Origin of the sequence: Siminovitchia jepli (assembly GCF_047228825.1) — a bacterium.
Classification (GTDB): domain Bacteria; phylum Bacillota; class Bacilli; order Bacillales; family Bacillaceae_C; genus Siminovitchia.
Genome location: NZ_JBFEGN010000001.1, coordinates 45,467 through 70,139 on the forward strand (window position 1 = coordinate 45,467; position 24,673 = coordinate 70,139).

Below are 24,673 nucleotides of genomic sequence, written 5' to 3' on the forward strand. Positions count from 1 at the left end.
AAAATGACCGGGTTAAAAAACCCTGGTCATTTTTTCGTAATCAATATTTATTCCCTGGCTTTTTCCGGATGCTGCTGATAGTATTTCCGTCCAATCCAGGTCTGGATGATCAGGAATATACCGCCAACTGCCCAATATAACGGTAATGCTGCCGGAGCCTTCAATGAGATGAATATGATCATCACCGGAGACATGTAGGAAAACAGCCTCATTTGGTTTTTCTGGGCTTCCGGCACTGTCGATAGCGAAATCTGCGCTTGAGCAAGATAGACCAAGCCGGCAAGGAACGTCATAATCATATCCGATTGCCCCAAATTAAACCACAAGAAAGTATGGGAAGAAATTTCTGTGGAACTGCGGATTGCATAATACAAGCCCATCAATATCGGCATTTGGATCAGTATCGGCAAACATCCCATATTTAATGGGTTTACTCCATGTTTCTTATAGAGCTCCACCATTTCCATTTGAATTTTTTGCTGTTCTTCCGGTGTTTTTGCCTTTTTGGAGCGCTTTTGAACCTCTTCCATTTCGGGCTTCATCTTATCCATTTTCACTTTCATCAACTGCTGGTTCTTGTAGGTTCTCAGCATAAATGGCATTAAAGCCAAACGAATCAACAATGTCATAATGATCAGCGCCAACCCGAAGTTTCCGTTAAGAACCGTACCAATCTCGTGAATCAGCCAGACAAACGGCCGAACGAAAAAATCATAAAAAACGCCTGTCTCATTTGCAACACCCGAACAACCGCCCAGCATAACGGATGTCACGATCACTATAGTTAAAAGAAATATTTTTTTCTGCACTTGCATCCACCCTTCTATTTAAATTTTTATTTAAATAGAAGGAGCCCATGTCCATCTGCATCATCAGGACTTACTTTCCTCCTGACCGTTTTAATGAGCAGGAGGCACCTGCGCGGTGCAGGTTCATCACAAGCTGCGGTTTCGAGAACAATATGATCTTTTTTGATGTTTTGATAGTGATTTTGTGTATTTACAGGACTGGAAAGGGAAATAATCCCCAAGCTGATCATCCACATAATAAGAATTGTCAGCGGTACGAGCCATTCTGCAAAGGAGTCCTGTAAAAAAAGATCTAACATGTGCAACACCCGATTTCTATTCGCTAATTCCAGTATAACGATAAACAGCGGAAAATGAAAAAGGTTTTTCCCTTAAGTTGCAATATTAATTGCAGCGATTCCTGCAAAAATGAAAACGCAGGCTATTCATTGATTGATTGATGAAGCAATTTTTTCAGCAGCGGAAACAGGATGTCGGGGAGTTGATCCGCTTTTTCTGCCATGATGCTTTTGTTTCCATAAATGTTTTTAAAAACTTCCTCTTGCCCGGGATCCATTCCGTTTGTGGAAAGAAGGATGTTCAATACCTTAATTCCTTTTTTTCTTGCTTCTGTTACGGCTTCATGGGTGTCAATGATCCCGTTTTGATGATAGCCATATGCAGACGGTTCCCCATCAGAAAAAATGAGAAGGAACTTTTGTTTTTCCGGCCTTTGGAGAAGGCTTTCACTCGTTATACGAATGGAAAAACCATCACGATTGTCTTCTCTTTCTTCAAGCCTCATGATTTCAGGTCCTGCCTTCTGGTTTAAGGAATGGGAAAATGAAATGACCTTGTCAAAGTAATTCGGCTGTTCATTCTTTGTGGCTTCGTTTGCATCTTCCCAAAATCCCGTCACTTCATGCGGCACATGAACGGATTTTAACGCTTCGTGAAATAAGATGATTCCCCGTTTCGTTTCGGTCATTTTATCTGCCATCGATGCCGAGCAATCGACCAAGAGGCTGAAAACGGCATCAATCTCCTTGGCAGGTTCCGCTTTTTTATAAAATAACTTTGGATACGCTTCCGTAAAAAACGGAATGAGATTTTTGCCGAGCCGTCCCATTTCCCTGTTTGTGCGCGGTCCGGACTTTTTCCTTTCCAACGTTTGTTCGATGATGTTTTTTAGCTTTCTTTTATAGAATAAAACCCCTTCCCGGAGTTGAGAGTATTGTAAAGCAGCGTTTGCATCGGGTTTTTTGGCAGGTATAAAAAGGGCCTTCGCATGTTTATTCGCCTCGCCATAGCGGTATGTTTCCTGCACTTGTTCGATTCCTTCAACCCCTTCAAGGCCTGTATCGGCCTCCGTGTTGAAAGCGGACTTTCCGCTTTTTCCCCGAATGATAGTTATTTCGGTTTGGTTCGGATCTCCTTTTCTAGCATGGCCCTTTTGCCCATTTGATGGCGTTCCCCGTTCCAAGTCAAAATGAAAATGGTTTTTTCCTTCTTTTTCTGTCTCGCGATGCCACGTTTTCATTTCCTCCCGGAAGGTATTGATGTCTCCGTTCTTGTTTTTATTTGCCGGATCACTGTTTTCAAGGGAAATTTTTTTCGCTTGATCTGTTCGAGCTGCCGTCAGGCGATTCCCGGATAATACCGGCAAGTGAAAGTATTCATTGATCATATCCCCGGGAAAAAGCGGCTCCGCCATTTCAACAATTTCTGAACAAAGGGCGGCACAATCTTTCGTGGACTTGGCTTCAAACGCTTTTTCAAGTTTCTCCAGAAACAGCGGCATTTTCATGTCCATTTCAGCTCGGAAAGAAGGAACGCCAACAATGGGTTTATTCGTATTCCAAAATAAATAAACGAAATTAAAAAAAGCGTCCGGCAATAAGTTTTTTTCAAGATTTACGGCCAGTTGCGACTCAAAGTAATCCATATAAACGGCTCGTCTCGTGCGGAATTCCCGATTCATTCCTTCACGCTTGCGTTTACACTCTTCCTCAATCCTTATATCTTCCGCCAACATGAGCAACTGTCGGGCGAAGCTTGGAATTTTCGTACCGGACGCAAAGTTGGTAAAATGTTCAATCTCCGGAAAATCAGTAAAATGGATATTTCCAAATGCTCTTAAAAATATTTCGCTTTTCATTCCTTCCATTTTAATGGTTTCCGCGCGGTCATCCCAAAAATGGCTGACATATATTTTTTTCTCTTTAAAGCTTAAATAAGATAATTTTCGAAAATCAACCTTGTAATGATTCGTTTTAGCGAGCGTTTTCGCCAGGTCCTCCAATTCCAGCAAGAGAAAGGAATCAATCTTTTTATCATTGAAATCGATAAAGCGGTATAACAATAAAACCACTTCCTTTAAAATAAAGTGGCGGCTATGTTTATCACCGCCGCTCTTTCCCTGTCCTCTTCCAATTTATCGGCGATTCCTCTTTGAACAGCGCGAAGCGGCGGCATAAAAACCGCCAGGTCACAAGTGTCTATTAACGCCCTGATGGATGCCGCTTCTTCGGGGATTTGGCCGTTTCTCACCTGGAAGATAAGATCTTCGGATAAGCGAATGAATTGTTGAATGAGCCTATCATCCTTTAACAGACTTTCCTGTTTAATGACTTTTTTTAATACTTCTCCCTGGACATATGGGATATCGATGACGATAAACCGGTTTTTCAATGCTTCATTTAAAGGAACGGTTCCAATATATCCTTCATTAATTGCGGCAATCACACCAAAGGTTTCCTTTGCTTGAACAACCTCTGCAGTAAATGGATTCGTAAATTTTCTTCTGTAATCCAGAATGCTGTTCAAGATGGGCAGTGTCTCCGGCTTGGCCATGTTAATTTCATCGATATACAATAGATGACCCATCTCCATCGCTTTCACGACGGGACCGGGAACAAACTCAATCCGGTTTTTTCCTTCTTTTTCGCTAATTGTTTTAAATCCGAGCAGAGCTTCAGAATCTGAGTCGACAGAGCAATTTACACTGTGCAGCGGCTGCCTGAAAATATGGGACAAAGCTTCAGCCAGTTTTGTTTTTCCCGAACCTGTGGGCCCCTTTAACAAGATATTTTTTCCCAATGACAAAGCGATGACCGCATCTGCCAGAAGGGAGGGATCCTCCGCCAAAAAGCCGGTTTCTCCAATTTGCTTCTGATTGTAGTGTGAAAATAACTTGTTTCTTTCTTCGATAATTTGTTGAATATTTTGGGGAATTTCATTTAACAATATGCGAACAATCCTTTCTTGGCTTGCAAACTGCTTAAACCTTCACGCTCCTATTGTATCAAAATTCCTGCATCAAAGAAAAAAGCTTGCTTTTCAGCAGGCTTTAATGCTCGTCATTGATTGAATTGTCGTATTCCCCGGTTCCAAGTAAAATCGGACCATAGTTTTCATCAGATTCATCTTTTTGGTAAGTATACAAACCCCGTCCGACTTTCAAAATCTTTTCATCCGCTTTCATAATGGTGTTCATAAAGGTCGTCATATTGGCGATTTGAAAACCGGTGCGCTCTTCTATTAATTTTTCCAAATCAACGCCCCTGATTGGAGTGGTTTGCTCTTTTAATATGTTAACTGCGGCGTCACGCATTTTCGTCGTTTTGCTTCTTCTGGAAGGCCGTGCCCTTCTCGCCTTGGCTCCATTCACTTCTTTTCTGTCAGAATCATCCTTGGGTGCTTCCAAATAGGGCTGTGCTTTTTCCAAAAATTTTAAATCTTGCCCGGCCTCTTCCCTCCCGGTTGACTCTTGGGCATCCAGTTCTCTTAGTCGATTAAAGATATACGCTCTTTCCTTTTGAATTCGTATGATCAGCCTTTCTTCCACATCTTTCATTTGTTCCAATCTTAGTTTTAACGCGGATCTTTCATCCAACATGAAGCATTCCTCCCATCACGACTTATTAAAAACATTATAGGTTGTTTAAGCTAAAACAGTAAAGGATTATATGTTGTTTACTAAATATTCTTTTTACTAGCAATCCTGTTTGTCGTTTCTTGGCAAGATTTGCCCAAAACACTCGTAATCTTTTATTTGTAAATTTCATATATTCGTAGTAAACTATTATGTGGAAGCGTTTTCTGCTTTTGATATCCTTGGAAAAATTTTTTAAGGAGGAGTTCAATGAGTCAAGTAACATTGGAAGTCAACGAAAGAGTGGAAAAGTTTTTACAAGGTACGAAAAAGCTTTATATTAACGGAGAGTTCGTGGAGAGTGCTAGTGGTAAAACATTTGAAACTCCCAATCCCGCTACGGGCGAAACGCTCGCAACCCTGTATGAAGGAGAAGCAGAAGATATCAATCGGGCTGTAAAAGCAGCACGCAAAGCCTTCGATGAAGGCAAATGGTCCAAAATGAGCGCTGCACAAAGAAGCCGATTAATGTATAAGCTTGCCGACCTAATGGAAGAACACAAGGAAGCGTTGGCCCAACTTGAAACATTGGACAATGGAAAACCGATTCGTGAAACGACTAATGCCGACCTGCCGCTTGCGATTGAGCATATGCGTTATTATGCGGGATGGTCCACAAAGATTACCGGACAAACCATTCCCGTTGCGGGCCCGTTCTTTAACTACACCCGCCATGAGGCCGTTGGTGTAGTTGGACAAATCATCCCTTGGAACTTCCCGCTTTTGATGGCAATGTGGAAATTGGGGGCAGCACTTGCAACTGGATGTACTGTAGTGCTGAAGCCTGCGGAGCAAACGCCGCTTTCCGCCCTATACCTGGCAGAATTAATTGAAGAAGCCGGATTCCCGCCAGGTGTGGTCAATATTGTTCCGGGCTTCGGAGAAACTGCCGGACAAGCTCTGGTTGATCATCCGGAAGTAGACAAGATTGCCTTTACAGGGTCCACTGAAGTCGGAAAGCTTATCATGGAGCGCTGTGCAAAAACCATCAAAAGAGTTACGCTTGAACTTGGCGGAAAATCACCAAATATTATTTTGCCTGATGCCGATTTGACGAAAGCCATTCCAGGTGCATTGAATGGCGTCATGTTTAACCAGGGGCAAGTTTGCTCTGCCGGATCACGCGTATTTATTCAAAAGAAACATTTCGATAACGTTGTTTCCGATATGGCTTCCCATGCCAAAAATATTAAGCAGGGATTCGGCCTTGATCAAAATACTGAAATGGGACCGCTTGTATCTGCCGAACAGCAGAACCGGGTACTAAATTATATTGAAAAAGGGATTAACGAAGGAGCCGAGCTGCTCGCCGGAGGCCAAAAGCCGCATGAAGAAGGATTCTTCGTAGAGCCCACTATTTTTGCCGACGTAAAAGACGACATGACCATCGCAAAAGAAGAAATCTTTGGACCGGTCATTGCCGCCATGCCATTCGAAGATCTCGATGAACTGATTGACCGTGCCAACAAAACCGAATATGGATTGGCGGCCGGCTTATGGACACAAGATGTGGCAAAAGCCCATTACGTAGCGAACCGCCTGCGTGCGGGCACAGTATGGGTGAACTGCTACAATGCGTTTGATGCGGCGTCTCCATTCGGAGGATTTAAACAATCCGGCCTCGGACGCGAAATGGGATCTTATGCGCTGAACAACTATACAGAAGTCAAGAGCGTTTGGATCTCATTAAAATAAAGTAAAATAAGCTCGCAGGATGGGGCATGCAGGCGTTGCCGCACGATGCGGCGTTCTTAGCCTGCGATCTCCTCCCGAACCAATCGGGCTTTTCTTTCCGGTTTACTATAAGTTTGAGGCGGGAGTCTTACGGACAGTCAAAGCGGGATAAAGATGAATTTGATAAATGGAGCTTTCGTGTCCGGAGGCTCTATTTTTGTATCAAAAACTGCAAATATTGTCGATAAAAACCGATCAAAACCCTTTCTTTTTCTTTAAAAAGCAGGTAAAATGATAAGTGAAAAGTAAGAATTATTCAACTTTCACGAGGAGGTTTTTGCCTGCATGAAAATATTGAGCAACGAACAGCTTGTTGCAGCCTACCGAGACGCGAAGAAGAATAATCACGGTGCAGATTGGATTCGATTATTGAAAATGGAAATAAGGAAACGCGGCCTGAATCCGTAAATACAAAAGAAATCTATATTCAATTTCATAAACAATAAAGCGTGCGATTTGCACGCTTCTTTTATTTGAACAAAAGCGCAATCCTCTTGCTCATCGACGGACAGCTCGTCCTGTGGCGCCGGCTGCACTAGGACGTCCTGTCCGTAGAAGCTGGACTGGACAGGCTAATAAAAATTTATACTTTAACAGCAAAAAAAGCGGCCCGCCAATTTGGCGGGCCGCTTATGGGTCCCCATTAGCTTTCCAATAACAAGTCTTCCGGATTTTCAAGCAGTTTTTTGACCGTTACCAGGAATCCAACAGCCTCTTTTCCATCAATGACACGATGATCATATGAAAGGGCTACGTACATCATTGGACGATTTTCCATGCGTTCTGCATCGATGGCTACCGGACGGGTTTGAATCGTATGCATGCCAAGAATGCCAACTTGATTTCCGTTTAGAATCGGTGTCGATAACAATGATCCAAATACTCCACCGTTTGTGATTGTGAACGTTCCCCCTTGCAAGTCGCTTAAAGAAAGTTTATTGTCACGCGCCCGTTTGGCAACCGAGAGAATGTCAGATTCAATTTCAGCGAAATTTTTCCGGTCACAATCGCGGATAACCGGAACAACGAGACCCTCATCTGTGGACACAGCCACACCGATGTCATAATACTTTTTCAGGATCAACTCGCTACCCTGAAGTTCTGCGTTTACTGCCGGATATTTTTTCAAGGCAGCGACAACGGCCTTTGTAAAGAACGACATAAAGCCAAGACGTACATCGTGCTCTTCGTAAAATTTGTCTTTTTTCCTTTTGCGAAGCTCCATGACGGCAGTCATGTCAATTTCGTTAAAGGTCGTGAGCATGGCAGCGGTTTGCTGGACTTCAACAAGCCGTTTGGCAATCGTTTGGCGGCGGCGGGATAAACGGATTCTTTCCACCGGCTTGCCCAATTCCTCTGATTGTGCAGTTTCTTTTGGAGCGGCTGCAGCAGGAGCCGGCGCTGTTTGCGGCTGGGCAGGCTGGTTTGAATAGGATTCTACGTCCTGCTTGCGAACCCTTCCTAAAGGATCAACCGTAGGTACACTTGACAAGTTGATCCCTTTCTCCCTGGCCAATTTGCGCGCCGCAGGGGAAGCGATCGGACGGTCCGTTTCGTCCTCTTCCTGTTTAGACTCTTGAGGCGCACCCGCTTTTGGCTGTTCAGCTTGCGCAGACTGGGGGGGGGCTTCTTTTGCCGGAGCCGGGGCCGGGTCACTGCCGCCTGAAGCTGCCCCGGCTTCAACAATGGCTATCACATCGCCAACCTGTACGGTTTCTCCTTCTTCTGCTTTTAATTCTTTGATGACTCCTGCTTCTTCTGATATGATTTCGACATTTACTTTGTCTGTTTCAAGTTCAACGATATACTCGCCCTTTTCAACGGAGTCTCCAGGTTTTTTTAACCATTGGGCGATGGTTCCTTCCATAATCGATTCTGCCAACTCTGGTACTTTAATTTCGGCCACTTCGAAATCCTCCTCTAAAATTTACGGGTAAAATCAATCTTATTCGCTTTTCGTTAATGCTTCTTTAATAATCCGGTTTTGTTCCTGTCTGTGAACAGTCGGATCACCTTCCGCCGGGCTTGAACGCCTGCGGCGTCCGGCATATTTTATATTCACACCCGAAGGGGCGATATCCCAAAGGTATGACGCAGCATGAATCCAGCCGCCCATATTTTTAGGCTCCTCCTGCACCCAAACCAGCTCTTTCAGGTTGGGATAGCGGGAAACAATTTTGGTTAGTTCCTTTTTCGGGAACGGGTACAATTCTTCCACCCTTAAAATATGGAGCCAATCCGGATCTATTGCATCTTGAAGGCTCTCTTCCAAGTCAATGGCTATTTTTCCGCTGCAAAGAATAATTCGTTCAACCGTTTCGGTCTTCTCTCCCAATCCTTTTTGCTCAATAATCGGTTGGAAGCCGCCATTGGTCAACTCTTCGATATCTGCGGCTGCCAGCGGATGGCGCAGCAAGCTTTTGGGTGTCATCAGAACAAGCGGTTTGACTTCATCTCTTTGAAGGATCGCTGCTTGCCTTCTCAAGATATGAAAATATTGCGCTGCAGTTGATAAATTGGCTACGATCCAGTTGTTTTCAGCAGCACTTTGCAGGAACCTTTCCACCCTTCCGCTTGAATGCTCCGGGCCCTGGCCTTCATAACCGTGTGGCAGCAGCATCACGAGCCCTGATTTTTGCCCCCATTTGGCACGGCCGGAAGAAATAAACTGGTCAAAATATACTTGGGCCATATTGGCAAAATCTCCGAACTGGGCTTCCCACAGCACAAGTGTTTCCGGTGCAAAAACGTTATAGCCGTATTCAAATCCGACTACCGCGGCTTCTGTCAAAGGACTGTTATAGACGACGAAAGATGAGTTTACATCACTTAAATGATGCATCGGGATGTATTCCTCGCCTGTTTCCACGTCGTGAAGAACGAGGTTGCGCTGTGCGAATGTTCCACGCTGGGAATCTTGCCCTGTTAAACGAATGGGAGTTCCATCCTTCAAGATCGATCCAAAGGCAAGCGCTTCTGCATGTGCCCAATCTATTTTCCCTTTTTCATTAAAAATGTTTTCCCTGCGCTGCAATATCCGCTTCAATCTGCCGAATACGTTAAAATTATCCGGCCACTTTAATAATTCTTCATTAATTTTTGCGAGGATTTCTTCCTTTACGGCCGTTTGTACTTTTGGCAGCTTGTTAATATACTCCGGAGGATTCATTTTTGTATCCGGATTATCTTTTATTTTGGGAACCTTATCGTAAGCTTTTTGCAAAACAGCCTGAATGTCTTCATCAATTTGCCTGATTTCTTCCTTTGTTACATAGCCTTCTTCGAGCAGTTGTTCCGCATACAGCTCTTTAATCGTTTTATGGTTTTTAATCTTGTTGTACATGAGCGGGTTTGTCACCATGGGCTCATCCATTTCGTTATGGCCGAACCGGCGGTAACCGATTAAATCAATAATAAAGTCTTTATGGAATTTTTCCCTGTACTCGTGGGCAAGCATTGCTGCTGCCAGAACAGCTTCCGGATCATCGGCGTTTACATGGACAATCGGCACTTCAAATCCCTTAGCAACGTCAGAGGCGTACAAAGTCGAACGCGAGTCCAGGCTCTCGGTTGTAAATCCAATCATATTGTTGGCAATGATGTGAATGGAACCGCCGGTATTATACCCTCTCAAACGGCCCATATTCAGCGTTTCCTGCACAATTCCCTCGCCGGGAAAAGCAGCATCCCCATGAACGACAATGGCAAGACAACTGTCCATATCCTGTTCAGGGTATCCGGGAACATGACGGTTTTCCTGTGCTGCCCGTGTAAAACCGTCGACGATTGGATTGACCACCTCAAGATGGCTGGGGTTGTTGGCCAAAGTGATTCGGGTTGTTGCTGTCGTGCCATGCTTCAGTTTTTTGTCTGCGCCAAGGTGATATTTGACATCACCCGTCCATCCATAAGTAATTCCGATGGAACCTTCCGATGGAATCAATTCTTTGTTTGGCGCATGCTGGAACTCTGAAAAGATTAATTCGTAAGGCTTTTCAAGGATATGTGCCAACACGTTAAGCCGTCCCCTGTGGGCCATTCCGATATTGATGGTTCTCGTACCTTTTTCAACCGTCAAACTGATGACTTTATCCATTAAAGGCACCAAAGCTTCAAGACCCTCAATAGAAAATCGTTTTTGGCCCACAAAAGTGCGGTGAATAAACTTTTCAAACCCTTCCACTTCTGACAGGCGGGTCAACAAGGCCTTTTTTTCCTCTTTGTTTAATTTCGGATAGAAACCGCCTTCTTCTATCTTTTGTTGAAGCCAGTTTCTTTCCTCAAGCTCATGAACATGATGATATTCAAAAGCCAATTGTTTTGTATAAACGTCCTTCAAATGTTCAATGGCTTCAAAGCCGTCCTTTAAGTTTGATGGAGCATTGGGAGAAATAAATGATGCCGGTATCTGCTTCAGATCTTCTTCCGTTAAATGATACTCGGACAACTCAAGCCTTCTCGTATTTTTTTCTTTCCGGCGGATTGGATTAATATTCGCAATGAGGTGTCCGTATGTACGGATGTTATCCGCATACTTGACAGCTGCTACAATTTTGCTCAGTTGGTTGTGGATTGCAGGCATTTGAAACGAAACATCAGCCTGGCCGACCGTTGTTGCGCCGGTTTTTGCCGTTGCCGGTGCACCCCACTTGTCAAATACTTCTTTCATTTCGGGATCCACACTGTTTGGATCTTTCATGTACATTTCGTACAAATCCATTACATACCCAAGATTTGGTCCCGAAAACTGCTGCCAGGGCGAATCTTGGTAAGATGCTTGTTTGCTCATTTGTTTAAACCTCCACCATTTAAACCTCTAATTTTCATCTCTTTTTATGAAGCTTGGATAAATGCACATCCATTTTATCACTCAAATGAAACGAGTAAAAGCTTAATGTCATCATTTTGACAAACTTTTATCCAACTTGGCATCTCAATCGTTGGAAAGCATCATATTTTATCGAATCATGTTCACGATCCTTCTTTCATTTATATTACTAAAATCCATATACCATCTTACTACTCTTTAAAAAAAATTCAAATAAATACGCTTTTTTTCTCCCTTGTTGCGAACCTTTTACATAAACATATAATGTACCGAGGTGTTTCAAGGGAGGGAGGAGGATGTTTCCATGGGGCATGTTTCCGTTTAATAACGACGAATTGAAAAATATTGCCGACAAAATGAATCCCGCAGACATTCAATCATATATCTCTGAAATGATCAAAAAATATGTTCCTCCTCACATGGAAAATTCGGGTGCTCCATTCAACTTCCAAACAACGAACAACTCCCCGCCGAACGAAACGGAAAAGCAAAAATTTCATGTAGATGTCTTCGAAACATTTGATCATATATTCATCAGGATTCAATTGCCTGATGAAGAAACCCGAAAGCAGTTAAAAATATTCCATACGACCAATCAGGCGATTATTGAAAATATGCCTGAACCAGGAAAGCGCCATACAATTGTCCTGCCAAGCCTTGTAAAGAAAAAAGGGGCTTCAGCAATGGTTAAGGATCTCATTCTTGAGATCAAAATTCCCAAGATGGACGATACGCAGTTGACTGAAGTGGATGTGTCCGAAAGATTTTAACCATGAATCAGGCGTGTTTTTTCATACGCCTGATTCATTTTAAAGATTCTTCCAGGGAATAACTTGGCTGTCCGGAAGTGTAGTGACGGCAAACGAACAAGGCAAAAGGCTTCCGGGCAACTCTTTTGGCCATCCACTCTTCAAAAGGAATTTTGGTTTCGGGAGGAACTTCCACGATGACTTGTATCCTTGAATTTTTGCTCAATGTCAAAAAGTTTATTGCAATTAACCCGGCTTGCCTAGTGCTGATTTCTTCTTTTTTCTAAATTTATCTGTTTTATATAATGATGCACGCCTTCCAATCTATTCTTTTTTCTTTCAGGATCATCGCAAAATCTCCCGAATAATTTCAAAGAAATTATCACATGGATGGACCTATGAGTGGAATGTGGGTTTTATTTGACGCTTACAAAACTAGTGTCAAATAATCCCTATCTCTCTTTGGGTTATTTGACACTCGTAAAAGCACTATTCTTTATTGATACCTATCGACAAGTAACCATTTTCAGCAACAACATCAATTTTATGATTATCTTTTTTATAAGTTGTCAAAGCACCTTCTTGAAATATTTTTTCCCAACCATGTGCCTTAATTTGTAAACGATAGATAAATGGAAGGCCATCTTTCTTTGTCTCTGAAGTGCTTATTCTTGTATATGCCTCAAAGTCATTTTGACTCTTTGTTACTTTTGCATATTTAGGTATTGGAAAACCGTTAAATTTCTCAGACTCTTCATAAGCAAAAACGTTCCATGCTGCAAATATAATAGCACATATTAATAGTATCGATGTTATCCAAATAAGCCTTTTCTTACCGATGCTAAACAACCTCCTTGCTACATCTTCACAATTCAATAAGTCGAGTAACCCGTTATGGCATTAAAGCTTTTTTTCAAATAGTTGCTTGAATGACCTGATAGCAGAAGATTTGAACTTGATTTTTGATAAATCCACATTGCCTAAAGCTAGCCCCAATGCACTCGTATAGTTGATCGGTTGATAATACAAATCGTTGACGATATTATATATAAAAAAAATAAGCATTGGTATCAAAAAGACTAAGTATATCCATATAATTAGCTTGGTTCTTCTTGAATTTTTCGAATGTTTATCTTTATTCATTTCCACCAATACGCATTCCCTGGAATTTTATTAAACGCTTTTACTGCTTTGTCGTAAGTATAAACATAGTTTATCAGCGAATATATTGTGCCTATACCAGGTATTTTACCCCCGAATTTTTTTATCGCCTGCTTAACAACAGCTCGAGTAAGTTTTTTGTGACTTAAAAAACCTACTAGGGACTCTATCATTCCAATTGGGCCTATTGATAAAAGGGCACCTTGTTGAATGGCATGAAATTTAATATTATCACGGATGCCTTTGTCACTCCTGGAAATGTTCATGCTCTGTTCCCTATCCTGAACGATTGGACCGTCAAATAAAAAGGAAAATTACTATACAAATTTAGAAAAGAGAAAGTTGAACGAAGCTTCGCAGATTCAAAAGAACTGCATGGGCTTCGTTATTGCCGGTGAGGGGGTTACAAAAGGCATCCGAGCAGGTGCTTCTCACATGGGCCTGCCAGAACATGGAGAAGATTGCCTTGGACCTGGACAGACGTGGCTAGGTGTAAGGGCGTCTTTTTCCCTTTTATAAAGGATGAAAAAACAAATGAATATCTTGAAAATACAAAAACAAAAAAAGCTTGTAGGAAAAATAAACCCACTTTCTCTACAAGCTGACGGACCGCCCTTGGGGCAGCCCGTCATTCTTCGGTTAACTGTGAGATGTCCACGGTAGATGGTTCTTTCATGGAACCGGCTCCCCGCAAATGTACAGTTGCGGTCGTGCCATTTTCATTCAATTGATCAATCCAAACGGAAGCACCGTTGTATGTTACTTCAATATCCGCAGAAGATGAAAGTATTTGCTTGACGCGGTTTGCATCCAATGATCTCACCCCAATTCTTTTTTATTACTTTGGGATGGAGGTGAGCATTTTATTCAGACTGCGGTCAGTAAGCTTTTTCAACCTCACCGATCATTTCTTTCATGGATTGCAGTCCCCCGCCGGAAAGATACCAGTAATCGGCATCCAAATAAATGATTTTGCCGTTTTTGAACGCATTCGTCTTTTTAACAAGCTCGTTTTCAATCGCTTCTTTTGCCGGAGGTGCATCTTCTTCAATGGCCGCATTCCGGTCAATGACGAATAGGATGTCGGGATTTTTTTCCAAAATATATTCAAATGAAATTCCTTGTCCGTGTGTGGATACCTCAATATTTTCATCTGCCGGCTTAAAACCGAGCACGTCATGAATCCAGCCAAATCTTGAGCTTGGCCCGTATGCACTTGCTTTTCCTTCGTTCGCCAATACGACGAGCGCTTTTTGATCCAGTGAAGTTGCTTTTTCATTGACGGCGGCAATTTGTTTTTCAACATCATCTATTTCAGCTTGAACTTCAGATTCTTTATCAAAAATTTTTCCAACCGTTTCCATATTCTTTTTAAAGGATTCCATATAGTTTCCATAATCGAAACCGACGAAAACGGTCGGGGCTATTTCCGCAAATTGGTCATACAGCTCGGCTTGGCGGCCTGAAATAAAGATGACATCAGGCTTTAATGCATGGATCGCTTCGAAATCAGGTTCTTTTAAGCTGCCGACATTCGTATACTCTTCACCGGAATATTTGTCCAAATACGCAGGAATCGTTGCTTGGGGAACTCCAGTCACTTTTACACCCAGTTCATCCAGCGTATCCAGAATGCCAAAGTCAAAAACAACGACGTTTTTGGGGTTTTTGGTAACTTTCGCTTCTCCATACTCATGCTCTATTGTAATCGTTTCATCTTTTTTCCCCTTGTTATTTGTTTCGTCGCTGCCTGAACCAGCTTCATTGTTTGCGCCACAAGCACTTAATGCTAGTGCCAGCAAACCGGCCATCATGAAAAATAACCATTTCTTCATTTTTCCCATCTCCTCTTAATCAAGAATTAAAATAAACGCATATCCTGCAGTTATTTAAGTTTTTAATCGGGATATCCATGTCATATATTTCTTTTAAAGAATCGGACTGTATGATGTCCTCGGTTGGCCCGTCTTTTACGACCTTGCCGTTTTTCATGGCAATAATACGGTCGGAGTATACGGATGCAAAGTTGATATCATGCAAAACGATCACGACTGTTTTTCCGAGTTCATCCACCAGTCTCCTTAAAATTTTCATAATTTGAACGGAATGTTTCATATCAAGATTGTTCAACGGCTCATCAAGCAAAATATAATCGGTATCCTGGGCGATCACCATGGCGATGAAAGCACGCTGCCGCTGGCCCCCCGACAGTTCATCCAAATAGGTATCCTGTATAGGAAGCAAATCCATATATTTTAACGCTTCATCCACTTTTATTTGATCCTCGGCGCTCAGGCGTCCTTTCGAATAAGGAAACCGGCCGAAAGCTACAAGTTCCCGAACGGTCAGTTTTACATTTAAATAATTGGACTGCTTAAGGATTGATACCTTTTTGGACAATTCCTCCGATTTGAATTTCTTCATATCTCTCTTGTCCAGCAGCACTTCTCCGGTATCTGCGTCCAACAGCCTGCTCACCATGGATAACAATGTTGATTTTCCGGCCCCGTTTGGTCCGATGAAAGAAGTGATTTGGCCACGGTGAATGTCTATCGATACATCCTCAACGACTTTCGTTTTTCCATATAACTTCGATAAACCCCGTACCATGATCATGATGATCGACTCTCCTTTAATAGTAAATAGAGGAAATATGCTCCCCCGACAAAATTAATAATCACACTGAGCGTCGTGGAAAAAGTAAAGATGCGTTCAACAGCCCATTGCCCTCCCACAAGAGCGATGATACTCATAAAGACAGCCCCAGTAATATGTACCCGGTGCTTGTATGTCGAGAAAAATTGGTAAGATAAATTTGCCACAATCAGACCAAAAAATGTGATCGGTCCCACCAACGCCGTAGAAACAGCAATCAAAACAGCGGTCATGACAAGCGTTTTTCTGGCAATTTTATCATAAGCTATGCCGAGATTGACCGCGATATCGCGGCCAAGCAACATGACATCCAAAAAGCCGATAGAGCGCCAGCCAATGGCAAAAACGGCACAGACGATCAAGAGGGAGAGCCAAACAAGGTCGCCATTGACATTGTTAAAGCTGGCAAACATGCGGTCTTGCACGATCAGAAATTCGTTGGGATCAATCAGCACTTGCAAAAACGTACTGATGCTTTGAAAAAATGTCCCTGTAATAATTCCAACCAAGAGCAGAAAATATATCGATTGTTGCCCTTTTCTAAATAAGAGCCGATACAAAATCAAAGCAAAAACAATCATGGCTCCAACCGATAAAAGGAAATTGATTTGCTTGTTTACTACTGTAATATGTTCGGATCCAAGAAAGAAAATAAAAAAAGTTTGTATCAGCAAATAAAGAGAATCAAGACCAATAATGCCTGGCGTTAATATCCGGTTATTTGTTACTGTTTGAAAAACAACCGTAGAATATGAAATGGCCGCACCGGTCAAAACCATGGCCAAAACTTTAATGACTCGACGAGGAAGCGCATAATCAAAGCTTCCGTTCAAATCATGAAACAAATACAGCAAGCATAGTCCAACGGCGACGAGGAAGAGAATGCTCATTTTAATTGTATTACGCATAAGACTTCCTCCGGAAAAGCAAATATAGGAAAATACCGCTGCCAATTACCCCTACCATTAAACTAATGGAAATTTCATATGGATAAATCAGAACGCGTCCCAAAATATCACATACAAGAAGAAATATGGCCCCGAGCATTGCTGTGTAAGGCAAGGTTTTCTGCATATGGTCGCCCATAAAAATAGAAACGATGTTTGGAATAATCAAACCAAGAAAAGGAATCGTTCCTACCGTTAATACGACCGTGGTCGTCACAAGTGAGACGAGAATCAGGCCGATATTTACGATTTGCTTATAGGAAAGCCCGAGGTTTTTTGCAAAGTCTTCGCCCATTCCGGCAACTGTAAATCGATGGGCAAAAAAGTAGGCCAAAAATAAAACCGGTATGCTTATGTACAGCAACTCGTAGCGGCCTTTCATTATCATTGAAAAGTCACCTTGAAGCCATGCTGACATGTTTTGGATCACATCGGCCTTGTATGCAAAAAACGTTGATACAGACGATAATATATTCCCAAACATGATCCCGACGAGCGGAATAAAAATGGCATCTTTAAATTTGATTCGATTGAGTATGTTCATGAACAAAAAAGAACCTGCCAGCGCAAATGCAAATGCCACAGACATTTTTACAAGTAATGCAGCGTTCGCGAAGAAGATCATGGATACAAGAATTCCCAGTCTTGTTGCATCCAGCGTTCCGGCCGTTGTAGGCGAAACGAACTTGTTGCGGCTCAGCTGCTGCATAATCAGGCCGCAAATACTCATGCCCGCGCCTGCCAAAATGATGGATATAAGCCGCGGAATTCGGCTTATCAAAAACACTTCCGTCTCTTCCGACTGAAAATCAAGCAAATCCAGGGGAGATATGTTACTGACCCCGATGAATAAAGACAGAATACATAATAAAAATAGCAATAGAACCAAATACTTAAATTTCACTGATCACCCACCAACATTTTCTGTACAGTTATTGTGCAATTGATAATCATTATCACTTCTTTCATACTCATTATATCACTGGGAAAACGGCTGTCAATCATTAATTGAAAATCTTTCTCAATTATAGATGATCTGGAAGTAAAATTCAAAAAGATGTTGAAAATGGAGATTGCAAAAAAACAAAAAGGCGTTCCCCCTTGGGGAAAAAACGCCTTTTACGGAAATCGCAGGCCGGTTGGCATCTGCTAGCTCCCAGCATTATTTTTCCGTTTATACAGAGACTTTTCATTTCCTCACTGTGACAACAAGCGCATTCGATAGCAATTTCTGGCTGTTTCACCCAGCCGGTCGAGCAGTTGATAGTTCGCATATGCCCCAAAAGCTGCCCCCAGTCCGGGGATGAGCTGCAACATTTTCACCAAATCTATATAATCCCGATATTCCTGTTGGAACTTACGCCAATCCATGTCAACAAGCCTGTTTTTTTCCTTTTCCCAATTCTCGATCGTATACATGGTTTCCCTTCTTGTTTCATCACTGGAAAAAGCAAGTTGAAAAATATGCAAAATAAACAACCGTTCACTGTAATCTTTTGTATCAAAACCGTAAGTATGGGCTGCTTCAAACAAAAATTTCATTTCAATGGAGAGCAGCAAAGGAAAATCGGCCAAGCCGAGCAGGATTCCCCCTGCACCGGTCCCTGCTCCTTCGACAACAGCTGTTTTACGGTAAATCTCAATCTTTTCGTTCAGTATCCGGTCCCGTTCCATAAGGCTTCCATTTTTCTTGGGTTTTGATGTTGTTAAAATATTGGATCCCAAAATCGTTGCCTTTACCATATTTTTGATGCTTTCCGAAATCACCCGGTGGGCTTTTTCAGGAATCAAATTACTCATTCTTGTTTGTGCCTGTTTCGATAAACGCTGTAAAAGGCTCGATTTCTTGTACATATTTGTTTTCCATTCCTGCACTTCTTCCAACACTTTTTTCTCATAGTCGTCCATGCTTCCCACCCCAAACATGTATTGTCTCATATATACGAATGGGAATGTATATAGTTTCATTCTATGAGACGATCTTCCCGCGTTTATGCTTTGTTTTTTTCTCTCCACTTTTTTGCAAATTTTACATTTACGATGCAAGACCCAATACAAATCAACACCAGACACATTCCAATCAGCATGTAATTCAACTTAAACGCAAAAAAGGCGAAGACAGCCAAACTAAGTGCTATAAACCAATTGAACGTCAGCGTCGCGATAAAAAAAGTTTTTTCCAATCAGCTCACCATCCTTTACGTAAAAACAAATTCGGTACTGCTGCCGCTCTGCCCTGCGGACACTTCCAATCTGGCGTCAATCCTTTCCTTCAATTCAGGAACATGGGATATAATGCCGACCAGCCTTCCACTGCTCTGGATGTCCATTAATGCTTCAATCGCCTGATCAAGCGACTCGGGATCAAGCGTTCCAAACCCTTCGTCAATAAACATCGTTTCGAGTGATACGCCCCCGGCATGGCGCTGAACGATGTCAGCCATTCCCAAAGCAAGAGACAATGCCGCTTTAAAACTTTCGCCGCCGGATAATGTTTTGACATGGCGCTCCTGTCCCGTATATTGATCAAAAATGAGCAGCTCCAAACCGCTTTGAACGTTGCCTTTTGATTTGTCTTTTTTTCTTAAAAGCCGATAACGCCCGCTTGTCATTTTTGTCAGGCGGCTATTTGCGGAAATGAGGATTTCATCAAGGAAAGAGGCCAAAACATACCGTTCAAACGTCAGTTTATAAGCATTTTGTCCCCTTGCAATATCAGCCAGATGACCAATTAACCCATATTCTTCCTCAAGTGATTGAATACGTTTATCCATTTGCAGGATGGCCGCTTTGATCTCTTTATTTTTCTTTACGTTCATCATCAGGCTGGTTTGCCGTTCATTCATTGCTTCCAGAATGCGCTCCAGCTGGCTGCATTCTTCCTCAAGCTGTTTCAAATCGGGCTTTACAACGCCTTTCAGGCGATTTTCGCATTCTTTTAATCTATCTGTTACGGAACGGTACGCTTCACCGTGAGCTTGTATTTCTTTTTCCAGCTTCTCCAGCATATCAGGCTCTCTTTTTGCCTTTTTATAGTGGCGGTAATTGGAGAACCCTTCTTGCTGAAGTTGCTTTAAAAATGTTTCACGCTCTACATTCAGCTTTTTTTTGCGGTCATCCATCGTTTCCTGCAAGTTTTCATGGATCCCGTAAAGTGTTGCAAGCTGCTGGTCATAACGCCTGAAATCTTCAGTCGCTTTTTTCCGGGCCTGCTCCATGGCATCCAATTGTTTCTTGAGGAAAGCCACTTTTTGGTCATACGTTTCTTTTGTGGACAATTGTTCCGGAATGCTTTTTGTCAGGGTCCGTATATGGGCCGACAGTTCCGCAAATTCGTTTGATTCGTTCCTTTCCGCCTCCATCAAGTGCTCCAGTTCCTCGTGAAGCTTTCTGCATACAGCTTCTTTTTCTTTCAACTGCAATTCGGTTTCGGGAAGCTTGCGGATTGCCTTCTTGTTTTTGGCAAGCAAATTTGAAAGTGCGTCCAGCCTTTCCTCTGCATGCTTGAGTTCTCTCTCTATACAATCCTGGGTGAAGTCAGGAAACAGCATGTTTAATTCTGCAAAAAGGTTTCCCATGTTTTGTTCCGCTAATTGGATCGAAGTCTTCAGCTCAATCATGGTTCTTTCCAATTCAAAATATTCTTTTTCGATGGCTTGAACGTCGCTTTTGGCTGCCCGAATATCTTCTTCATTGTACAAGTTCCCGGCTATTGGTGCCGGTTGCGGGTGTTCAAGAGCACCACAAACCGGACAGGGGCATCCGTCAACGAGCTGCTTTGCCAGCAAGGCAGCCTGTCCGGATTGCCATTGGTTTTCAATATGCCCTAATGTCGTACGGGCATCTTCCAATTTTTTGTGCAAATGATGCCATTCATGAGATTTCTTATCAAAGTGCTGTTTCAGGCCATTCTTTTCCTGCATGGCCCCAATCAGCTGCTGCAATTTTTGGGACGTATTGTTCAAACGCACTTGTTCCAGTTCCAATTGGGCCGTTTCCGTTTGCAGCCGGCCCAGCATCTGTATTTCTTTTTGCAAAAAAGCAATCTCTTTTTCAAGTGACTGATTCATTTCTTTATTTCCGGCTAATTTTTCACGGGTGCCCTTTAATTGATTCTCCAAGACAAGAAGATCATTTTTCTGTTTTGCATAAGAATAAACTTCATTTCGAATGGATTCCAACCGAACAAGCTCAGCTTTTAACTGATCCCGTTTTTCTGTATTTTCTTCTTCCTCCCCAAGCCTTTTTTCGGCTTTGGCTTTTTCCTTTTCAGCGGTTTGAATGTTTGCTTCAAGCTTTTTTAGTTTGCTTTCATGCTCTTTTAATTCTTTATTGATACGCTGGCATATTGATTCCTGATGAGCAAGGTTGTTGGCCTTGTATCCCATTTTAATGTCCCTTTTCTTGGCTTCCACTACAGGCTGCATTTGATCCAGCTCTTCTTTTTTTCTTTTTAAGGCTTCAAAAGCTTCCATTTCCTTAAGGAGGTTTTCTGCTTCGTGTACTTTTCTCTTCGCTTCATCCCTTTCATGTTGTTTCAGCTCGATTTTACGTGTAAGCCGCAGGGCTTCCTCTTCCATTTGGAGCGTTACTTTATCCAGCAAAGGGAGAACAGCGGCCTTATTTGGCGTCGGTTCCGAAATGGCTGCTTCCAGCTCGTTATCTCCGAATGTATAAGCGCCTTTTATGGTCTGGCTTCTTAATTCCATTCCGGAGATGACTTCGTTTTTCAAGGCGTTCGCTTTATCTTTCAACTTTTCTTCAACCTTTTTATACATTTCCGTATGGAATAATCGCTGAAGAATCACTTCCTTTTCCTTGCTGTTTGAAGTCAGGAGCTTGCGAAAATCTCCTTGCGGAATCATTAATATTTTCCTGAACTGATTGGCATCCAGCTGAATGATTTCCTTCATTTTTTCTTCTGTTTCACGAACATTTGCGGCAACGAGCTTTTTTGATCCCGTTTCATCAAATATGTACAGCTCCGCTCTTGCGTTCACAACGGTATACCCGTCACCCCTTGTTTTCTTTCTGAGTTGCTGGGGTGAGCGCCATATGTAATACGTTTTGTTTCTAAGGGAAAATTCAAGGGAGACTTCCGTAGGGACATCATCCTTGGCAAAATGGCTGCGAAGATCCATTCCTTCCCGGTCTTCACCGCTTGCTTTCCCGTAAATGGCAAAGCTGATTCCGTCAAAAATGGATGTTTTGCCCGCACCGGTTTTCCCGGAAATAACAAACATTGTCCTGTTCTCCAATTTGGCAAAATCGATCATCTCTTTATCTGCATATGGCCCAAATGCCTGCATGATTAACTTTAACGGCCTCATGCAAATGTCGCCTCCTTTTGTACACTGGCCAACACTTCCTTCATTCGTTCTCTTTTTTGATCCGTAAACTCGCTCGTTGTCATTTCCTTGTAAAATTCCGAAAAAAGCTCCAGGTCGGTTTTCTTTCCATGTGGATGGGGACTGATCAAATCTTGCCTTTTTATATCAATAGCTTCCATTTTCCTTTCCAAATGTAAAACATTTGGGTAAACTGTCCGTAACTTATTCATGGGATCCAAAATGGCGCCTTCGTCCAACAGTGTAATTTTTAAATAATCATCTGTTTTTTGAGTGTTGTAAAAGCTTGGGTCCAGCAATTCGTCCATGAATCCGGCCAATTCACGCATATCTTTTTCAGGCGTCAATGTTTTCTCTTCAATGGTAAATTTGCCGTTTTGCTGTATGTGTATAATAGAAACGCTTTTTCTTTGGTTTACTTCCGAAAAAGAATACTTTAACAGAGAACCGGAATAGCGAATCGATTCATGTTTAATGGCATCGGGGCTGTGCAAATGCCCCAGCGCTGTATATGTAAAAGGGCTAAAACAGTCGGAATCGATGCAGCCGGAACCGCCGACCGACAATACCCGTTCAGAGTCAGTCGTTTTGCCGCCTGTTACAAATGCGTGGCCAACGCAAATATTGATGGCATTACAATCCATGTTTTTCTCTATTTCGCCAAAAATGCGCATGGCAGCATCTTGAAACGATTGAATGCTTTCATCCTGAAACCATTCACGGACAGTGCCGGGTTCAGCATAGGGAACAAGATAAAAATGGACTCCGTTAATGTCCACAGGCTGAAAGCAATGATCAAGACGCCCTTGAATAAAAAATTGACTGTGCCGGTACCACAAGGATCCGAAAGCGAGACGCTCCGGGCTGTCATGGTTGCCTGCGATCGCCAATACCGGTGTTTTCAGTTCAACGTTAATTTTGAATAATACATCTTCCAGCAGCTGCACCGCTTCTACGGGCGGCACAGAGCGGTCATATAAATCACCGGATATAATGACTGCGTCCGGCTGCTCCTCGGCAACCAGCCTTATAAATTGCTCCAGCACGATCCGCTGCTGTTCCGTCATGTAAACCCCATGAACAAGCTTTCCCAAATGCCAATCAGCTGTATGAATAATTTTCACCTGATCACCCTGTTTCCAATTTTGATTTCCTACTATTATAGCAAATCGCAAATGGACCTGTTCTCAAAATAGAAATTCGATCCGAATAAAGCCCGCAATAAGCGGGCTTTGCGCCTAAACGAGACGTTCCGGAAGACTTTGGATCGAATCGACAACAGCATCCAGCTTCGTCTCGATCCGATACAGTAAATAAAAGGTAACAAGTGCCGGAAATCCAACTTCGCTGATGAATGGCAGCATTTGATCCAAATGGTCCACCTCCTAAAAGTGCTGAAGGCCTGGCCAAAAGCCAAGCCCTCAAGTTAATCCAGCGAAATTTCAGTGACTGTCCGATCAACAAGCCGGGCGCTTTTCATCGCTGTATACGAATTGCCCCCGCTATCCAAAAAAACACCGGCTCCGATGATGTTTTCCATCGCCGTTTTTACTTGAGACGGATCAACCGGTTCTTTCGGTTGATCGATAACAATCGTGGCGGTTTTTCCGCCGCCCGTCAAAAAGCTCAATTCCAATGTTTTCATGCCGTTTCACCTCCCATTTGTAATTACTCGTCAATGTCATAGCTGTCGTTGCGTTCGATGGCCCAAATTTCGTTTGCCGCCAAGGAACCGATCGCCTGCGCTGCAGCATATAACTCATCAGCGCTGGAATCACGGCGGATGTTTGTGAATGTCTTGCTTTTCAAGATCGGATTATTCATCTCATCCACACCGTGATCAAAAACCAGTCTTAATCTGGATGATTTCAAAAATGCGTTTGCCAAGCCTTCACCCCCTTTCGCCGCTTATATACAGGCGCAGGACGAAAAAAGACACCCCATGGCAAAAATAATGAACAAAAAACACCACCCCTTTCTTCCTGCCGTATTCAGAAAGAGGCCTTTGCTTGTCAGCTTCTTTTTTATTTGGCTATAATGAATATATGTTTGGGCAAGTTTTTTCGGGAGGTTCAGAAATGCTTCAAGGTTGGTTTTTAGTGTTTATCCTTTTTTGGGTAGTCGTTTTAATCACGCTGTTTGCCATTGGCGGATTTTTTATGTTCCGTAAATTTTTAAAGCGTCTGCCGAAAGAAGACGGAAAATCGGATATGGATTGGGAAGAATATTATGTCGAAAAGACAAAATCATTTTGGACAGAGGAACAAAGAGCGCTCCTTGATGAACTTGTCAGCCCGGTGCCCGAATTGTTCCGGGATGTGGCCCGCCATAAAATAGCCGGAAAAATTGGTGAGGTGGCCTTGAAAGAGAATGCCAGCAGGTTGACTTTGGATATCATTATAAAAGGCTATATTTTGGCGACGCCAAAGCGCGACCATAAATTTCTCCGAAAAAAAATGAACGAGTTAAACATTGACATTACCCCATATGAACATTTTTTTTAAGGCTTCCATACATCATTGGAGGCCT

The 24,673-nt window shown here is 42.6% G+C and carries 24 protein-coding genes and 1 pseudogene; 5 read left to right on the top strand and 20 right to left on the bottom strand.

Annotation, left to right across the window (positions count from 1 at the left end; genetic code table 11):
• Positions 1-47: 47 nt before the first annotated feature.
• The 5 genes from yidC to AB1L08_RS00270 all read right to left on the bottom strand — a co-directional run bounded on the left by yidC (position 48) and on the right by AB1L08_RS00270 (position 4,686).
• On the bottom strand, positions 48-809 hold the full coding sequence (yidC, locus tag AB1L08_RS00250; protein WP_413062658.1) for a membrane protein insertase YidC: 762 nt from the start codon (positions 807-809) through the stop codon (positions 48-50).
• A 26-nt stretch (positions 810-835) separates the two neighbouring features.
• Entirely contained in the window at positions 836-1,108 is a 273-nt protein-coding gene (locus AB1L08_RS00255) for a hypothetical protein (RefSeq protein WP_413062659.1), read from the bottom strand.
• Between the two features lie 122 nt (positions 1,109-1,230).
• Positions 1,231-3,150 carry a vWA domain-containing protein gene (locus AB1L08_RS00260; protein ID WP_413062660.1) on the bottom strand — a complete coding sequence of 640 codons (1,920 nt, stop codon included), beginning with the start codon at positions 3,148-3,150 and terminating at the stop codon, positions 1,231-1,233.
• A 14-nt stretch (positions 3,151-3,164) separates the two neighbouring features.
• The gene (locus AB1L08_RS00265) at positions 3,165-4,034 is read right to left on the bottom strand and encodes an ATP-binding protein (protein WP_413062661.1); all 870 of its coding nucleotides are present in this window, start codon (positions 4,032-4,034) and stop codon (positions 3,165-3,167) included.
• A 103-nt stretch (positions 4,035-4,137) separates the two neighbouring features.
• Positions 4,138-4,686, bottom strand: a complete 549-nt coding sequence (locus AB1L08_RS00270; protein WP_413062662.1) for a Rok-like winged helix domain-containing protein — start codon at positions 4,684-4,686, stop codon at positions 4,138-4,140.
• Between the two features lie 246 nt (positions 4,687-4,932).
• Here AB1L08_RS00270 and AB1L08_RS00275 point away from each other — a divergent pair, with 246 nt between their 5' ends.
• Together AB1L08_RS00275 and sda are read left to right on the top strand one after the other, a co-directional pair.
• A complete protein-coding gene (locus AB1L08_RS00275) occupies positions 4,933-6,417 on the top strand; it encodes an aldehyde dehydrogenase family protein (protein WP_413062663.1) in 1,485 nt (494 codons plus the stop codon).
• 324 nt (positions 6,418-6,741) lie between these two features.
• Positions 6,742-6,864, top strand: coding sequence for a sporulation histidine kinase inhibitor Sda (gene sda / locus AB1L08_RS00280; RefSeq protein WP_413062664.1), 123 nt, complete (start codon positions 6,742-6,744; stop codon positions 6,862-6,864).
• Positions 6,865-7,099: 235 nt separating this feature from the next.
• Here sda and odhB read toward each other — a convergent pair whose 3' ends face one another.
• On the bottom strand, positions 7,100-8,362 hold the full coding sequence (gene odhB, locus AB1L08_RS00285) for a 2-oxoglutarate dehydrogenase complex dihydrolipoyllysine-residue succinyltransferase (RefSeq protein ID WP_413062665.1): 1,263 nt from the start codon (positions 8,360-8,362) through the stop codon (positions 7,100-7,102).
• 39 nt (positions 8,363-8,401) lie between these two features.
• A complete protein-coding gene (locus AB1L08_RS00290) occupies positions 8,402-11,245 on the bottom strand; it encodes a 2-oxoglutarate dehydrogenase E1 component (RefSeq protein ID WP_413062666.1) in 2,844 nt (947 codons plus the stop codon).
• Positions 11,246-11,580: 335 nt separating this feature from the next.
• Here AB1L08_RS00290 and AB1L08_RS00295 point away from each other — a divergent pair, with 335 nt between their 5' ends.
• The gene (locus AB1L08_RS00295; RefSeq protein ID WP_413062667.1) at positions 11,581-12,054 is read left to right on the top strand and encodes an Hsp20/alpha crystallin family protein; all 474 of its coding nucleotides are present in this window, start codon (positions 11,581-11,583) and stop codon (positions 12,052-12,054) included.
• A gap of 468 nt (positions 12,055-12,522) precedes the next feature.
• Here AB1L08_RS00295 and AB1L08_RS00300 read toward each other — a convergent pair whose 3' ends face one another.
• The gene (locus tag AB1L08_RS00300) at positions 12,523-12,882 is read right to left on the bottom strand and encodes a hypothetical protein (protein WP_413062668.1); all 360 of its coding nucleotides are present in this window, start codon (positions 12,880-12,882) and stop codon (positions 12,523-12,525) included.
• A gap of 290 nt (positions 12,883-13,172) precedes the next feature.
• Positions 13,173-13,460 carry a hypothetical protein gene (locus AB1L08_RS00305; RefSeq protein WP_413062669.1) on the bottom strand — a complete coding sequence of 96 codons (288 nt, stop codon included), beginning with the start codon at positions 13,458-13,460 and terminating at the stop codon, positions 13,173-13,175.
• 39 nt (positions 13,461-13,499) lie between these two features.
• Between AB1L08_RS00305 and AB1L08_RS00310 the strand changes: the two are divergent.
• Positions 13,500-13,684 (top strand): annotated as a pseudogene (locus AB1L08_RS00310) (transposase); the annotation flags it as partial.
• Positions 13,685-13,822: 138 nt separating this feature from the next.
• Here the strand turns inward: AB1L08_RS00310 and AB1L08_RS00315 are convergent.
• The 11 genes from AB1L08_RS00315 to AB1L08_RS00365 form a co-directional block, all read right to left on the bottom strand.
• Positions 13,823-14,008, bottom strand: coding sequence for a small, acid-soluble spore protein, H family (locus tag AB1L08_RS00315; RefSeq protein WP_413062670.1), 186 nt, complete (start codon positions 14,006-14,008; stop codon positions 13,823-13,825).
• A 64-nt stretch (positions 14,009-14,072) separates the two neighbouring features.
• The gene (locus AB1L08_RS00320; RefSeq protein WP_413062671.1) at positions 14,073-15,029 is read right to left on the bottom strand and encodes a siderophore ABC transporter substrate-binding protein; all 957 of its coding nucleotides are present in this window, start codon (positions 15,027-15,029) and stop codon (positions 14,073-14,075) included.
• A 19-nt stretch (positions 15,030-15,048) separates the two neighbouring features.
• Entirely contained in the window at positions 15,049-15,810 is a 762-nt protein-coding gene (locus tag AB1L08_RS00325) for an iron ABC transporter ATP-binding protein (protein ID WP_413062672.1), read from the bottom strand.
• A complete protein-coding gene (locus AB1L08_RS00330) occupies positions 15,807-16,757 on the bottom strand; it encodes an iron chelate uptake ABC transporter family permease subunit (RefSeq protein WP_413062673.1) in 951 nt (316 codons plus the stop codon). The genes AB1L08_RS00325 and AB1L08_RS00330 overlap by 4 nt, the downstream gene beginning before the upstream one ends.
• On the bottom strand, positions 16,750-17,700 hold the full coding sequence (locus AB1L08_RS00335; RefSeq protein WP_413062674.1) for an ABC transporter permease: 951 nt from the start codon (positions 17,698-17,700) through the stop codon (positions 16,750-16,752). Before AB1L08_RS00335 ends, AB1L08_RS00330 begins: the two co-directional genes overlap by 8 nt.
• 293 nt (positions 17,701-17,993) lie before the next feature.
• Positions 17,994-18,704 carry an EcsC family protein gene (locus AB1L08_RS00340; protein ID WP_413062675.1) on the bottom strand — a complete coding sequence of 237 codons (711 nt, stop codon included), beginning with the start codon at positions 18,702-18,704 and terminating at the stop codon, positions 17,994-17,996.
• Positions 18,705-18,994: 290 nt separating this feature from the next.
• Entirely contained in the window at positions 18,995-22,126 is a 3,132-nt protein-coding gene (locus AB1L08_RS00345) for an AAA family ATPase (protein WP_413062676.1), read from the bottom strand.
• Complete coding sequence (locus AB1L08_RS00350) at positions 22,123-23,268, bottom strand: exonuclease SbcCD subunit D (protein WP_413062677.1); 1,146 nt, start codon at positions 23,266-23,268, stop codon at positions 22,123-22,125. The genes AB1L08_RS00345 and AB1L08_RS00350 overlap by 4 nt, the downstream gene beginning before the upstream one ends.
• A gap of 114 nt (positions 23,269-23,382) precedes the next feature.
• The gene (locus tag AB1L08_RS00355; RefSeq protein WP_413062868.1) at positions 23,383-23,508 is read right to left on the bottom strand and encodes a YvrJ family protein; all 126 of its coding nucleotides are present in this window, start codon (positions 23,506-23,508) and stop codon (positions 23,383-23,385) included.
• A gap of 62 nt (positions 23,509-23,570) precedes the next feature.
• Complete coding sequence (locus tag AB1L08_RS00360; protein WP_413062678.1) at positions 23,571-23,789, bottom strand: DUF2922 domain-containing protein; 219 nt, start codon at positions 23,787-23,789, stop codon at positions 23,571-23,573.
• Positions 23,790-23,812: 23 nt separating this feature from the next.
• The gene (locus AB1L08_RS00365; RefSeq protein WP_413062679.1) at positions 23,813-24,031 is read right to left on the bottom strand and encodes a DUF1659 domain-containing protein; all 219 of its coding nucleotides are present in this window, start codon (positions 24,029-24,031) and stop codon (positions 23,813-23,815) included.
• Positions 24,032-24,222: 191 nt separating this feature from the next.
• Between AB1L08_RS00365 and AB1L08_RS00370 the strand changes: the two genes are divergently transcribed.
• Positions 24,223-24,648: a DUF2621 domain-containing protein gene (locus tag AB1L08_RS00370; RefSeq protein ID WP_413062680.1), complete on the top strand. Its 426-nt coding sequence runs from the start codon at positions 24,223-24,225 to the stop codon at positions 24,646-24,648.
• The last annotated feature ends 25 nt before the right edge of the window (positions 24,649-24,673 follow it).

Coding starts and splice junctions, on each gene's coding strand:
- AB1L08_RS00255 (WP_413062659.1), bottom strand. CDS start 1,108: ATGTTAGATCTTTTTTTACAGGACTCCTTTGCAGAATGGCTCGTACCG.
- AB1L08_RS00270 (WP_413062662.1), bottom strand. CDS start 4,686: ATGTTGGATGAAAGATCCGCGTTAAAACTAAGATTGGAACAAATGAAA.
- AB1L08_RS00275 (WP_413062663.1), top strand. CDS start 4,933: ATGAGTCAAGTAACATTGGAAGTCAACGAAAGAGTGGAAAAGTTTTTA.
- sda (WP_413062664.1), top strand. CDS start 6,742: ATGAAAATATTGAGCAACGAACAGCTTGTTGCAGCCTACCGAGACGCG.
- AB1L08_RS00290 (WP_413062666.1), bottom strand. CDS start 11,245: ATGAGCAAACAAGCATCTTACCAAGATTCGCCCTGGCAGCAGTTTTCG.
- AB1L08_RS00295 (WP_413062667.1), top strand. CDS start 11,581: ATGTTTCCATGGGGCATGTTTCCGTTTAATAACGACGAATTGAAAAAT.
- AB1L08_RS00305 (WP_413062669.1), bottom strand. CDS start 13,460: ATGAACATTTCCAGGAGTGACAAAGGCATCCGTGATAATATTAAATTT.
- AB1L08_RS00320 (WP_413062671.1), bottom strand. CDS start 15,029: ATGAAGAAATGGTTATTTTTCATGATGGCCGGTTTGCTGGCACTAGCA.
- AB1L08_RS00325 (WP_413062672.1), bottom strand. CDS start 15,810: ATGATCATGGTACGGGGTTTATCGAAGTTATATGGAAAAACGAAAGTC.
- AB1L08_RS00330 (WP_413062673.1), bottom strand. CDS start 16,757: ATGCGTAATACAATTAAAATGAGCATTCTCTTCCTCGTCGCCGTTGGA.
- AB1L08_RS00340 (WP_413062675.1), bottom strand. CDS start 18,704: ATGGACGACTATGAGAAAAAAGTGTTGGAAGAAGTGCAGGAATGGAAA.
- AB1L08_RS00345 (WP_413062676.1), bottom strand. CDS start 22,126: ATGAGGCCGTTAAAGTTAATCATGCAGGCATTTGGGCCATATGCAGAT.
- AB1L08_RS00355 (WP_413062868.1), bottom strand. CDS start 23,508: ATGCTGCCATTCATCAGCGAAGTTGGATTTCCGGCACTTGTTACCTTT.
- AB1L08_RS00360 (WP_413062678.1), bottom strand. CDS start 23,789: ATGAAAACATTGGAATTGAGCTTTTTGACGGGCGGCGGAAAAACCGCC.
- AB1L08_RS00370 (WP_413062680.1), top strand. CDS start 24,223: ATGCTTCAAGGTTGGTTTTTAGTGTTTATCCTTTTTTGGGTAGTCGTT.